Source organism: Streptomyces sp. SJL17-4, assembly GCF_036826855.1.
In the GTDB taxonomy this organism is placed as follows: domain Bacteria; phylum Actinomycetota; class Actinomycetes; order Streptomycetales; family Streptomycetaceae; genus Streptomyces.
Genome location: NZ_CP104578.1, coordinates 6,007,167 through 6,019,894, shown reverse-complemented (window position 1 = coordinate 6,019,894; position 12,728 = coordinate 6,007,167). Strand labels below are relative to the sequence as shown.

Annotated in this window: 13 protein-coding genes and 1 tRNA gene; 8 read left to right on the top strand and 6 right to left on the bottom strand. The window is 70.1% G+C overall.

All coding sequences use genetic code 11. The features are described from left to right. Positions 1 to 38: 38 nt before the first annotated feature. On the bottom strand, positions 39 to 563 hold the full coding sequence (locus N5875_RS27000) for a hypothetical protein (protein WP_338496661.1): 525 nt from the start codon (positions 561 to 563) through the stop codon (positions 39 to 41). A 776-nt stretch (positions 564 to 1,339) separates the two neighbouring features. Here N5875_RS27000 and N5875_RS26995 point away from each other — a divergent pair. Then, positions 1,340 to 1,492 carry a hypothetical protein gene (locus N5875_RS26995; RefSeq protein ID WP_338496659.1) on the top strand — a complete coding sequence of 51 codons (153 nt, stop codon included), beginning with the start codon at positions 1,340 to 1,342 and terminating at the stop codon, positions 1,490 to 1,492. A 299-nt stretch (positions 1,493 to 1,791) separates the two neighbouring features. On the opposite strand, the gene N5875_RS26990 is transcribed toward N5875_RS26995, so the two are convergent. Continuing rightward, positions 1,792 to 2,130, bottom strand: a complete 339-nt coding sequence (locus N5875_RS26990; RefSeq protein ID WP_338496656.1) for an HNH endonuclease — start codon at positions 2,128 to 2,130, stop codon at positions 1,792 to 1,794. A 42-nt stretch (positions 2,131 to 2,172) separates the two neighbouring features. Further along, positions 2,173 to 2,242 (bottom strand) — tRNA-Leu (locus N5875_RS26985). A 112-nt stretch (positions 2,243 to 2,354) separates the two neighbouring features. Between N5875_RS26985 and N5875_RS26980 the strand changes: the two genes are divergently transcribed. Next, a complete protein-coding gene (locus N5875_RS26980; protein WP_338496653.1) occupies positions 2,355 to 2,645 on the top strand; it encodes a hypothetical protein in 291 nt (96 codons plus the stop codon). Between the two features lie 335 nt (positions 2,646 to 2,980). Here N5875_RS26980 and N5875_RS26975 read toward each other — a convergent pair whose 3' ends face one another. Then, positions 2,981 to 4,729, bottom strand: coding sequence for a recombinase family protein (locus N5875_RS26975; protein WP_338496651.1), 1,749 nt, complete (start codon positions 4,727 to 4,729; stop codon positions 2,981 to 2,983). Between N5875_RS26975 and N5875_RS26970 the strand changes: the two genes are divergently transcribed. Both N5875_RS26970 and N5875_RS26965 read left to right on the top strand, forming a co-directional pair. Next, the gene (locus tag N5875_RS26970; protein ID WP_338496648.1) at positions 4,730 to 5,068 is read left to right on the top strand and encodes an antibiotic biosynthesis monooxygenase; all 339 of its coding nucleotides are present in this window, start codon (positions 4,730 to 4,732) and stop codon (positions 5,066 to 5,068) included. Positions 5,069 to 5,126: 58 nt separating this feature from the next. Further along, positions 5,127 to 5,612, top strand: a complete 486-nt coding sequence (locus tag N5875_RS26965; RefSeq protein ID WP_338496646.1) for a GNAT family N-acetyltransferase — start codon at positions 5,127 to 5,129, stop codon at positions 5,610 to 5,612. A gap of 80 nt (positions 5,613 to 5,692) precedes the next feature. Here N5875_RS26965 and N5875_RS26960 read toward each other — a convergent pair whose 3' ends face one another. Both N5875_RS26960 and N5875_RS26955 read right to left on the bottom strand, forming a co-directional pair. After that, the gene (locus N5875_RS26960) at positions 5,693 to 6,499 is read right to left on the bottom strand and encodes a hypothetical protein (RefSeq protein WP_338496644.1); all 807 of its coding nucleotides are present in this window, start codon (positions 6,497 to 6,499) and stop codon (positions 5,693 to 5,695) included. 90 nt (positions 6,500 to 6,589) lie between these two features. Further along, positions 6,590 to 8,653 (bottom strand): MFS transporter, encoded by a 2,064-nt coding sequence (locus tag N5875_RS26955; protein ID WP_338496643.1) that lies wholly within the window; start codon positions 8,651 to 8,653, stop codon positions 6,590 to 6,592. Between the two features lie 171 nt (positions 8,654 to 8,824). Between N5875_RS26955 and N5875_RS26950 the strand changes: the two genes are divergently transcribed. From N5875_RS26950 to N5875_RS26935, 4 genes are all read left to right on the top strand, one after another. Continuing rightward, positions 8,825 to 9,952 carry a peptidoglycan-binding domain-containing protein gene (locus N5875_RS26950; RefSeq protein ID WP_338496642.1) on the top strand — a complete coding sequence of 376 codons (1,128 nt, stop codon included), beginning with the start codon at positions 8,825 to 8,827 and terminating at the stop codon, positions 9,950 to 9,952. A 263-nt stretch (positions 9,953 to 10,215) separates the two neighbouring features. Continuing rightward, positions 10,216 to 10,884 (top strand): HAD-IA family hydrolase, encoded by a 669-nt coding sequence (locus N5875_RS26945; protein WP_318210988.1) that lies wholly within the window; start codon positions 10,216 to 10,218, stop codon positions 10,882 to 10,884. A 338-nt stretch (positions 10,885 to 11,222) separates the two neighbouring features. Continuing rightward, positions 11,223 to 11,873 (top strand): HNH endonuclease family protein, encoded by a 651-nt coding sequence (locus N5875_RS26940; RefSeq protein WP_318210989.1) that lies wholly within the window; start codon positions 11,223 to 11,225, stop codon positions 11,871 to 11,873. Positions 11,874 to 12,059: 186 nt separating this feature from the next. Next, a complete protein-coding gene (locus N5875_RS26935) occupies positions 12,060 to 12,638 on the top strand; it encodes a DoxX family protein (protein ID WP_338496639.1) in 579 nt (192 codons plus the stop codon). The last annotated feature ends 90 nt before the right edge of the window (positions 12,639 to 12,728 follow it).

Genomic DNA, 12,728 nt, shown 5'->3' with positions numbered 1-12,728 from the left:
CCGACCATGGAGAGAGACACAGGGGCCGTAGGGCGGCATCAGCCGTTCAGTACGCCGGTGAGGCGTGCGGCTGCCTTACCGCCGAAGAGCGCGATGCCACAGTAGAAGTCGATGCGGGTTCGGTAGACCGGCTTGTCGTGGGACTCGCCCAGGTCGGTGACCTGAACGCCACCGTTGGTGAGTCCGGAGACACCGGCGTCCGCCTCGGTAGCGCCGAAGCGAACAGCGTAGATGTCACCGGTCTCCGCACCGCCGGTCCCGGTCGTCAGCGGCAGCACGTCCGTACCGTCGAGACGCTGGCCGGCGTCCAGCAGCGGGATGCCGTTCCACATGACCGTGGGCTTTCCACCGATGTCCGTGCTCAGCAGCTCACTGCCACCGAGGCGACGGAAGCCGGATGCGATCTTGGCGCGCAGCGCGGCGTTCATGTAGAGCGCGCCGTTCGTGCCGTTGGTGCCCCGCACCTGGTTCGTCAGGGTGTCGAGCAGATCGAAGAAGTCATGACCGTGGGCCACGCCGGGAAGGCAGGACTCCTCGTTGCACTTGAACGCGCTTCCCTCCACCTGCACAAGGGGAAGCCGGTCGAGAATCGGCGACTCCTGAACAAACGTCTCGATGACGCCGCGCTGAAGCTGGTCAAGGGTATCTTTGCCGATTCGGCAAGAGTGAGAGTCAAGGAAAGTCCTTCCATAGGTGGCTAATTGATCAGCACATGACTCTCCATAGAAACGCTCAAATGAGCCATGCGAGTTTTTTGCCTCCCTGCCGATCTTTTGGCGGGAGGGAGGGGAGTTCCCCCCTGGTCAGAACGGCGGACGCTCGGTCGCCTCACGGTGAGACCTGCGCTCCGCAGCGAATCCGCCGGGCTGATGCTTCGCGGTCTCGCGGTTGTGACACGTCGAGCACAGCGGACGCAGACGAGAGAACGCGTCCGGATCGGTCACGCCACGTGCGACCAGCGAGCGGCGCGACTCGGGGAAGTGGTCCGCGACCGTGGCCGTACGTCCGCACAGCAGACACCACGGATGCCGGTAGAGGAACGCGCGTCGGACGCGCTGCCACCGCGTGCTGTAGCCCCGCTCAGTCGAGGAACCACGCAGCCGCTCAGCCTCGCGCTGATGCTCGGCACATCGGCCACCACGAGCAGTCAGCTCGGGGGCACCCGGGTACCGAACACGGGGGGCGGGATCGTCGGGGCACAGGGGATCACCTCCAGCAAGTTCATTTCGGCAGGTATATCCAGGTTTGTTCCTCTATTCGCCAGGCTTCGCCAGGGTGCGCGCCATGGTGCGCCACTTGCGACCGGGTGTCAGTTAGCGGAAGACCTACAGGAGGAATCGTGTCCATCAGCAAAGGCCAGACCAACCCGCCACCACGCTTCGAACTCCGTCTCGGCGGACTGCACCTGACCGTTCAGCGCGTCCCCGGATGGCTCGTCGCCCTGATCACCACCGCCGGCGGGGCAGCGGGGACGTGGTGGGCACAGCGGTAGCGCCCCCGCTCGGCTAGGCGTGACGCGAACGGGTTGATGTCGTTGGCCTGTCATGACCCCGGAGTGCCTACCGAGGTCCCCGGAACCGGTTTCCTGGCCCCTGACAGAAGGAGTGCAACGTGGTGATTCAGACGGAGTTGACGACACCGGACATCTGCAGGCCGATCGCCGACTGTCAGTGCGGTCCGGGATGTAGCTGCGGCTGCCAGAGCGGCGGACCTTGTCAGTGCGGCGGTGGCTGCGGCTAACGCCACGCGAAATGCCCGCCTCGGGTGCGACATCCATCGCCCGGAGCAGCATCATGTGGCGCGCCCGAACTCTGTGCTCGTCTTGAGCTGGTGACACCCCCGGCACAGCACTTGAACGTTGCCGTCCGTGTCGGTCCCTCCCATCGAGAGGGGCCGCACGTGGTCCACGTCCACGTCAGCCGTGGGGAAGTGATTCAGGCACCAGTCACACCACGCGTGCCCCTTCCGCTCGATAGTCCGGCGGAGCCGTGCAGCAGCATCGTTCCGGGCCGTTCGTGGTCGGCTCCGTGCTCGCCGTGTGCGGACGGTCGGGCGGTTCTCGTACGCCCCGTGGTGGATCTTGCAGCGGCCCCGATGGGTCGCCGGCTCCGTGCAGTCGATACAGCGCATGGCGCCCCCTCGATGTCGTCGGCCTGGTCGTCGGTTTCTGCGTGCCCGCCCCCGGACTCGAACCGGGAACACCACGGGTCTAGGCCGTGTGCCTCTGCCGATTGGGCTGGGCTGGTAGTCGTGCGTGTCAGCGGGTCGAGTGCGTTCCCTCTGGATCATTCGTTCGTTACAGCGGGAGGGACCGGAGTTGCGTCCCCCCGAGCGACGATCGGAAGGTGCTCATAATGAGTCGCAGGATTCGGGCCCTCGGCGTACTCGCCGTTGCAGCCACCCTCGCCCTGATGGTGCCGAGCTCGGCCCACGGAACGAGCGGTGTCCTTGTCATCGACGGGTTCGGATACATCGATCCGAGCGGGTGCTACAACACCGCTGAGACTCCCGCGACGATCATCAACCACACAGGAGACATCGCCTACGTCTTCAGTGGCCGGGACTGCACGGGCGAGATCGACGCTGACGTACATCCCGGTGAAACGGCTGTCTCGGACTCTGGTGAAAGTGTCTGGATCAACTAACTTCTGTCCGGCCGCGAGCCGTGCCGCTCGGTCCCTCACTGCGATGTGGGGACCACCGGATTCCCGAGGGCGGAGCATGACGGGATGGCGTTTCGACGGACGGTTTGGTTTTCTCCTTATTTTTTTCTTGTGCATACGAAAAAGACTCTGAATCGTCATACCGTCATGGCTCCGCCCGCTGGTCGGCCCCGCTACGGACACAGCCAAGCCCCGGCGGTCCGCCAGGGACTACCGGGGCTTGGCTGGGGCGACCCGTAAACCGGCGAGGCTCAGGAACGCCATACGGCCCGCCACCCGCTTTCCTAGCGGCGGACCGTGTAGACCTCTCAGGCGGCTCAGGCACCCGCAGCATCAGGCGCCGCAGCCCATCGCACGATCACCCGGTCCCTCGTGTTCGCGTTCCGGCCCCTGCCGACGGACTTGGCGATCCTCACGGAGTCGATGAAGAGCGCCAGGAACTCCCGCTTCTTCTCCAGGTCCCATGCCGCCCATGTCGAACCCTCTCCGATGGGTTCTCCGTTCACGCTCGTCCACTCGTTGGGGATCCGGATGCTTCGGTTGCCGGTCGCCTCCAGTTCCGCCAACCGTTCGGCGGTCCGCTCCTCGTGAGCAGCCAACCGCGCCATGGACTCCCTGAACATCTGCGCACCGGTCTCGTCACCGTAGACGCCGGCCAGCCGGTCCACGTGGAGGATGCGGCGGGACTCCCGTACGTGCTCCAACTCAGCTCGTACCGCCGCGCGTTCCGCGTCTCGCTGGGACGTGTCCTGTTGGCGGGCGAAGCGTCGTGATGCCTCGGCCAGCCATTCGAGGTCTTCCGAGTCGTCAGGGTCCATCGCCTTGAGACGGGCCCACACGCGCCCCGCCGTCTCGCTGTCCGCCGCATCCTGGCCAATGACGAGACCACCGTGGCCCGGGACTACTCCCCCGGCCCGGTTGCACTTGTAGTAGAGCTTCCCGGCCCGCCGGTCGGTCACCATCACGGAGCCACAGACGTCGCAGAACAGCAGTCCGTGTCCGGCCAGCAGAGTCGGGACGCGTCGGCCCGCACGTACGACCACCTGCGTCCGGCCGTCCAGCACGTCCTGGAGCTTCCACCACTCATCCGTGGGGATCAGCCCTTCGTGCGACTGGACGGGCTGCCCTTCGTCGTCACGCAGGATGACGCGCTTCCCCGTCTTGCCGGGGACGGGGTTGCCGTCGGCGTCCTTGGTCGCCTGTACCCGTCCCTGCCACTCGATTGCGTACCCCGCAAGGCGCGGGTCCCGCAGGATGCGCAGGACTGTCGACGACACCCATGCGGGGCGCTCCACCGCTTCCGAAACTCCGCGCGCACGGCGCGAGGCGAGGCGCTTGGCCCCCGACTCTCCCAGGGACTCCGCCTTCGTCGGCACGCCGTCCTCATTGAGCCGCTTGGCGATCTGCGAGGCGGAGACTCCCTCTGTTGCCCACTTGGCCATGTCACGGACGTGCGGGGCTTCCACGGGGTCCGGGACGAGTCGTACGACGGACAGCTTGCCGCTGGTCGCCCTCTCCGCCGTGAAGCCGTAGGGGGCAACGCCGGAGACATGGCTACCGGCCCGCCGAAGCGTGTCCTTCGTGGCGGAGACATAGGCCGACTTCATGTCGGACTCCTGCTGCGCCAGACCCGCGATGATGGCGAGGATGCCGACCCCGACCGGAGTGGACGTGTCTAGGTACGGCTCTTCGACGCTCACCAGCCGGACGCCGTGCGTCTCCAGTTCCTCGATGATCCGCATGGCTTCCAGCGCGCCACGACGGGTCAGGCGGGACAGCGAGAAGACGACCACGGCGTCCACGTGCCCGCCACGGACGGCCGTCATCATCTCTTCGAAGCCGGGGCGGTGGATGCTCGGATCCCATCCCGACTTGCCCACGTCCTCGAAGTGGCCCGCGTCGCTCCACCCCTTCGACGCGATCAGCGAGGCGCACCGTTCGCGCTGCGCCACGGGCGACGCCTGCGAGTCGTCCTCACGCCGCTTTGACTGGCGGATGTACGAGACTGCACGTACGTGATCAAGGCTCGGCGCAGCGCCCGGCCTGTGCTTCCTGAGAGGTGTCATGTGCCTAGTGTGGTAAAGATCAACGTCCTGACCGTGCCGGCCGAGCAGCGTGAGGTTCTGGAGCAGCGGTTCGCCTCCCGGGCCGGGGCCGTCGAGGGGTCCGACGGTTTCGAGTGGTTCGAGCTGCTGCGCCCCGTCGAGGGCACCGACCAGTACCTGGTGTACACGCGCTGGCGCAGCGAGGAAGACTTCCAGGCCTGGATGAACGGTTCCATGAAGGCCGCGCACGGGGGCGGCGGCGCGGGCGGTGCCGAGGGTGGCGAGCGGCCCAAGCCTGCCGCGTCCGGCTCCACCCTCTGGTCCTTCGAGGTCGTCCAGCAGGCGTCGCCGAAGAGCTGACCCTCCGGCCGCGCACCCGGAGAAACCGAGCTGCGCCCCGGGCCGTGCGCGCCGCACAATGGCGCGCATGACCTGGACCTTCTCCCCCGAACGCGTCGACACCCCGGACGCCACCGCCCTGCGCCGCGACTACTACGGCGATGTCGCGAGCCGCTACTGGAAGCGGCCCGCGACGGCGGCGGAGATCGACGAGGGGCTGACCAACGACGGGGTCGAGCTGCTCACCCCGCCGACCGGGCAGTTCCTGGTCGGGCGGTACGAGGGCAAGCCCGCCGCCTGCGGCGGGGTGCTCCTCCTCGACGGGGACCGCGCCGAACTGACCCGCGTCTTCCTGCGTCACGCCTTCCGCGGCCTGGGCGGGGCGAGCACGCTCCTGGGGGACCTGGAGGACACGGCACGCGAGCTCGGCGCCCGCCGGATGGTCCTGAACACGCGCCTCGACCTGGTCGAGGCGCGTGCCCTGTACACCCGGCACGGGTACGGGGAGATCCCGGCGTACTGCACGGGCCCGTACATGGACATCTGGTACGGCAAGGACCTCTGACCGATCCGCCCCGGGGCCGGTCCGCCCCGGGGGCCGATCCACCCCGGGGCCGATCCGGCCCGGGGCCACGGGGATTCCGGTCAGCGGCTCCAGACGACGACGTCGAAGACGGCGCGCGTGTCGGAGGCGAGGCCGGCCAGTTCCTTGACGGTCAGGCGGGCGAGGCGGCCGTCGTTCGTGCTCGCGCAGAGGACCAGGCCGGTCTTCAGCTCCATCTCCGACTCGGTGCCCAGGGTGTCGATGTCCCGCGCGCAGTCCGCGTACGAGGGCGTCCTGTTCGTCGTGTCCTTCCACACCAGGGCCTTGGCGCCCGACTCGGGGCGCAGCATGTGGCCGCCGAACGGGTAGACGGAGAAGTCGTTCTCCCTGCCGATCTCGGACTCCGCGGGCGGCACCGAGTCGAGGTCCTTGTCATCCGTGTACGTGATCACCAGGGCTCCCTTCCACTCTTCCGTGCCGGCCGGCTTCGCGGGCGGGGTCGAGGGTGCCTCGGTCGCCGGGGGCGCCGAGGTCTCCGGGCCGGGGGTGGACTCCTGGCTCTGCGAGGCGTCCGCGGGGGCGTCGTCGCCGCCCCGGGTCTCCGCCCCGGAGGGAGTGGCCGGGGCCGTGGCCGGGGCCTGCGCCGTGGGCGGCGCGGGGTTCTCGTTCTTGTTGCTGCTCACCAGGTACGTACCGACGACGCCGATGACCGCGGCCACCAGTGTGGCTCCCGCGCCGATCCAGGCACCTCGGTGCGAGGACGTACGCGCCACGACGATCGGCGCCTGGGTGCCGTAGCCGCCGCCGTACCCGCCTCCGTACCCGTCGTGCCCACCGTTCGCCGGCGGACCGGCCGGCGGGTGGCCCGGAGGTGCGGGCCAGCCCTGGCGTGGCTCTTCGCTGTTCATCCTGCGCGATCCCCCTGTGATGCGATCTTGGAGGGGACAGCGTACTGAGGGTTTCTGAATGATGGTCATACCGGGTTTGCGGCCGCTGAGTCAGGCGTGGTGGTCGCCGGGCGGCTCCGGGTCGTGGGGGCGTTCCGCGTCCGATCCGCTGAGTTCGGCGGTCAGTTCCTCCACGAGTTTCACCAGGTCGGTGGGCCGTTCCGGTCCCCACCAGTCACCCAGCAGCTCGGCGAGCGACTCCTCGCGGGCCGCGGCGAGCCGGGTCGCGATCTGGACGCCCTCCTCGGTGAGCACCAGCTGGAGCCCCTCCCGGGTGACCAGGTGCCGTTCCTCCACCTGCCGGGAGGCCTCCGTGATCACCCGCAGCGGCACGGGCACGTGCTCGGCGAGCCGGGCGGGTTCGACGGTGCCGTGGCGGCGGATACGGAGCAGCAGCCAGCTCGCGGCGGGCAGCAGGTCGAGCCCGGCGCGGGCGGTGATCTTCTCGTAGATCGCCCTGCGGCCCTCGCGGGAGCCGAGGACGGAGAGGGCACGGGCGCATTCGTCGTACGAGGAGCGCTCGACGGGGTTGGACGCGAGTGTCTGGCTGGTGTCGGGCGCGGTGACCGAGGCCCGCAGCTTGTCCTCCTTGAGGAACCAGGCGACGACGAAGGCGACCAGGACGACGGGCGCCGCGTACAGGAAGACGTCGGTGATGGACGTGGCGTACGCGTGGAGGACGGAGGGGCGCAGGTCGGCCGGGAGTTCGGCGACGGTGCGCGGGTCGGCGGCGACCTGCTCGGGGCCGATGCCGGGCGGGACCTCCGGTCCGGCCGCCGCGAAGACGTCGTCGAGTTTGTGGGTGAGCCGGTTGGCGAAGATGGTGCCGAAGACGGCGACGCCGAAGGAGGCCCCGATGGAGCGGAAGAAGGTGGCTCCGGAGGTGGCGACGCCGAGGTCCTCGTACGGGACGGCGTTCTGCACGACCAGGACGAGGACCTGCATGACCAGGCCGAGTCCGGCGCCGAAGACGAAGAAGTAGACGCTCATCTCCCAGGTGGAGCTGGTCTCCGTCAGCTCGTTGAGCAGGAGCAGCCCGAGGCAGGTGACGGCGGTGCCGGCGATCGGGAAGACCTTCCAGCGGCCCGTACGGGAGACGATCTGGCCGGAGGCCGTCGAGGTGATCAGCATGCCGGCGACCATCGGCAGCATGTGCACGCCGGACATGGTCGGGGTGACGCCCTGTACGACCTGGAGGAAGGTCGGCAGATAGGTCATCGCGCCGAACATCGCGAAGCCGACGACGAAGCTGATGACCGCGACCAGGCTGAACGTCCGGATCCTGAACAGCTTGAGCGGCAGCACGGGTTCGGCCGCCCGCCGCTCGACGCACACGAACCACACCAGGAGTACGGCTCCGAGGACGGCGAGTCCGATGATCTGCGGCGATCCCCATGCCCAGGTGGTGCCGCCGAGCGAGGCCACGAGGACCAGGCAGGTCGCGACCGAGGCGATGAGGAAGGTGCCGAGGTAGTCGATGGTGTGCCGGGTGGAGCGGACCGGGATGTGCAGCACGGCGGCGATCACGAAGAGGGCGACGATGCCGATCGGCAGGTTGATGTAGAAGACCCAGCGCCAGGAGAGCTGCTCGGTGAAGACTCCGCCGAGCAACGGACCGAGGACGCTGGTGGCGCCGAAGACGGCGCCGAAGAGCCCCTGGTACTTGCCGCGTTCCCGCGGCGACACGAGGTCGCCGACGATCGCCATCGACAGGACCATGAGACCGCCGCCGCCGAGGCCCTGGACCGCGCGGAAGGCGATGAGCTGAGGCATGTTCTGGGCGATGCCGCAGAGCGCGGAGCCGATGAGGAAGAGGACGATGGCGGCCTGGAAGAGCTTCTTGCGGCCGTACTGGTCGCCGAGCTTGCCCCAGAGGGGGGTCACGGCCGTGGACGCCAGCATGTAGGCGGTGACCACCCAGGACAGGTGCTCCATGCCGCCGAGCTCGCTGACGATGGTCGGCAGCGCGGTGGAGACGATGGTCTGGTCGAGGGCGGCCAGCAGCATGCCGAGGAGCAGCGCGCCGATCGCGACGAGGACGGCGCGGTGGCTCTGCCCCGCTCCGGGCGCCGGGGCGCCGCCGCCCAGCTCGGAGGGGCTGACTTCCTGGGCCATGGGCGTCTCCTCGGGGCGTCGCGTCGGTCGTCCCGCCGGGCGACCCATGGGACGGCCTCTCCATCCTGGTGCGAATGCCCGGATATGGCCTGCGGAGGGCACGGCTGTTCGCCTGCCGGAAAGGGGTGGGCTGCATAATCGCCAGCAGTTGTCTCGGGGAGGGGACCCATCATGACCGGACAAGTCTGTCCTGAATGCGGTGTACAGAGACCTGGCTGCGCCTGCGCCCGGGCGGAACTGGCGGCGGCCGAGGACTTCGATCCGCTCCGGATCAGGCCGTACGTGACGCTGGACGCGCCGGAGTCCGGCGCGGGGGCCGTGTCGGGACCTGAGGCAGGATCGGGGGGTGCGGGGTCGGGGGGCCCTGGCTCGTACGGCCCTGATTCGCGCGGCCCCGACGCCCGCGAACCGGACGCGGACGGCCCGCCTACGGCGCCGCTGGCGGCGATCCGGCCGGACGGGGGTGTCGCCGCCGGGGACGGGTACGGGGGGTACGAGCCGTACGGCACCGCGGCTTTTCCGGCCGGTGCGCACCCCGGGGGCGAGCCCTCCGAGACCATGCCGCTCCTGCTGCGCGGCGTCGGTGACATATCCCCGCCGCCCGGCCACGGGCACGGGCGGGGCCACGGGCAACGGGGAGACGGGCGGGGACGAGGGCGCCGGCGCGGCGCGCTGGTCGCGGCGGTGGCCGCCGTCGCCGTGGCGGGCACCGCGGCCCTCGCGGCGGCCGTGCTCGGAGGCGGGGAGGAGCCCGACGACCGGGCGGCCGTACCGGACGTGACCACGAGCGCGTCCCTGAACCTCGCGGTGTCCGAGGCACCGTCCCCCTCCTCGTCGTCGCAGAGTCCGGAGCCGACGTCGTCGTCTCCGACCCCGCGCGAGACGTCGGCGTCCCCGTCGGCCACGTCCGCCTCGCCGACCCCCACGACCGCGTCGCCGAGCGCCTCCGTGACCACGACTGGCGCGGCGGCACCCCCGCCTGCGTCCTCGTCGACGCCGGCCACCGCGCCGACAACGACGTCGCCGACCACGCCGACGCCCCCGGCCGGGTCGCCGGAGGAGGGCGGGGAGGAGGTCACGACCCTGAGCCTGGGCGCCTCCGGTCAAGAGGTGCGGGAACTCCAGCGGCGGCTGACCGCCGTGTGGGTGTACGACGGCCGTATCAACGGGAGGTACGACGAGGAGGTCCGCGACGCGGTGGCCCGCTACCAGGAGTGGCAGCACATCCCGGAGGACCCGGAGGGCGTCTACGGCCCCGAAACGCGCCGGATCCTGGAGCAGAACACCTCCGACATCTGAGCCGCGGGCGGCCCGCGCCCCGGGCCGACGGGCGGGCAGCCCCGGGCCGACGGGCGGGCAACCCCGGGCCGACAGGCGGGCAACCCCAGGTCCCGGACGGCCCACCCTGGGTCCCGTGCAGCCCGCCCGGGTCCCGTCATGCGGACCGGTTGGCCAAGACGCCCCCCGGTTTTGTATCGTAGAAAAACAAAGTGGCCCCGCCCGCATACCCTGACCGGTGGGCGGGACCGCTTCGTTCTCCGCACACCCCCTCTGGAGACCTGATGCCTGCCACCACCCCGGCAACGCTCACCGCCCGCGCCCTCCTCCTCGACATGGACGGCACCCTCGTCAACTCGGATGCCGTCGTCGAGCGCTGCTGGCGACGCTGGGCGGAGCGGCAGGGCCTCGACGGGGATGCCGTACTCGAGGTGGTCCACGGACGCCAGGGGTACGCGACCATGGCCGTCCTCCTCCCGGACCGCCCGATGGAGGAGAACCACGCCGACAACCGGGTCATGCTCGCCGAGGAGACCGCCGACCTCGACGGGGTCGTGCCCGTCCCCGGCGCCCCCGCCTTCATGGCCGCGCTCGCCGGGCTGCCGCACGCCCTGGTGACCTCGGCGGACGAGGCGCTCGCGCAGGCGCGGATGGGCGCCGCGGCGCTCCCGATGCCGGAGACCCGGGTCACCGCCGAGTGCGTGGGGGCCAGCAAGCCGGACCCCGAGGGCTTCCTGAAGGGCGCGGCCGAGCTGGGCTTCACCCCGGCGGACTGCATCGTCTTCGAGGATTCCGAGGCCGGCATCCAGGCGGGCCGCGCGGCAGGCATGCGGATCGTGGGCATCGGCCCGCGCGCGGCGGCCTTCGCACCGGACGTGCACATCGCCGACCTCACCCATCTGCGGGTCGAGCCCGCGGCCGACGGTTCGATCACGCTGACCGTGCTTCCGTAGGGCTTCAGGACTCCACGAGCTCCACGACGGGACGAGACCCCGGGCCGAAAGGGCCCGGGGTCTCGCCGTACCCCCACATCGCCGTACCCGCGCATGCACGGCATACCCGCACAGACACGCCACCTCTGACGCGCTCCCCGCCCCAACTCCCGTGATCCGGGGCGGAACCTGGCGCTCCATCAGGACACGTCACACCCCTTGATGTGACGTGCTCATGTCGCCACTCTGTTACCTGGCGCACCCCCCACCGAAACCTCGCGCCGCCACGATGACCGGGCCATCGCCCGGCACCCACGGGGACGGCACCCGCCAAGGTCCCCCACCTCAAGGGAGTTCCCATGCCCGTCGGCAACGTCTACGCGCGTCGACTCGCCGTGTTCGCCACCTCCGCCGCCCTCACCGTCACCGGCCTCCTCGCCACGGCGCCGGCCGCCCAGGCCGCCATGCCCACCCCGGTCAGCGCCGCCACCGCCCGCACCTACCTGGCCGCCCTCACCGTGAAGGCGGAAGGTTCCTCCACCGGCTACAGCCGGGACCTCTTCCCGCACTGGATCACCCAGTCCGGCGCCTGCAACACCCGCGAGACCGTCCTCAAGCGCGACGGCGTGAACGTCGTCACGGACTCCAGCTGCGCCTCGGTCAGCGGCAGCTGGTACTCCGAATACGACGGCGCCACCTGGACCGTGGCCTCCGACCTCGACATCGACCACGTCGTCGCCCTGTCCGAGGCCTGGCGCTCGGGCGCGAACGCGTGGACCACCGCGCAGCGCCAGGCCTTCGCGAACGACCTGACCCGGCCCCAGCTCATAGCCGTCACCGACAACGTCAACCAGTCCAAGGGCGACCTGGACCCGGCGGAGTGGCTGCCCTCGCGCACGTCCTACCGCTGCACGTACGCCCGCGCGTGGGTACACGTGAAGTACCACTGGAACCTCAGCGTCGACTCCGCCGAGAAGAGCGCCCTCCAGTCCGTGCTCAACGGCTGCTGAGAACCCCCCTACTGACTCAGCGTCAACAACGGCCACCGGGAAGTGAACCTCACCACACACTTCCCGGTGGCCTAATGTTGAACTTGCAAGTACTAGTGAGGGGTGCCTAACCTGACGGCCTCATCGGTTTCCGTCCCCCACTCCCCGTCCACCCCACGGACGGGGCCAGGCCGAAGGAGTCCCCCCATGGCCACCCCGAACACCCTGAACAGTCCGAACGGCCCGAACAGCCCGAACAGCCCCGACCAGGGCAACGCGAAGAATCGACCCGGCGGTGTGAGCACCCTCTCGGGCCGCCTCGACCAGTCGCAGCCGTACGCGCTGGGCCTCTTCCGCATTGTCGTCGGCCTGCTCTTCGCCTGTCACGGCGCCGCCTCGCTCTTCGGCGTCCTCGGTGGCGCGATGGGCGGCGGGACGATCCCGGCCGGCACCTGGCCGGGCTGGTACGCCGCCGTGATCCAGCTCGGCGCGGGCGGCCTGGTCCTGCTCGGCCTGGGCACCCGGAGCGCCGCGTTCCTCGCCTCGGGCTCGATGGCGTACGCGTACTTCAAGGTCCACCAGCCGGAGGCACTCTTCCCGCTGCAGAACGGCGGCGAGACCTCGGCGCTGTTCTGCTGGGCCTTCGTGCTGCTCGTGTTCACCGGGCCGGGCGCGCTGGCGCTCGACAGCCTCTTCCGCGGCCGGGTCGGCGCGGGCTCCACGGCGCACCGGACGAGCGCGGAGCGCGAGGACCGCGAGGAGCAGGCCACCCCGGCCACGGCCTGAGCAGCCTCGGCCGCATACAGGAAAGGGCCGGACCACGCAGCACTGCGTTCCGGCCCTTTCCGCATCCCCCTGGCCCGGCCCCGGCCCCTC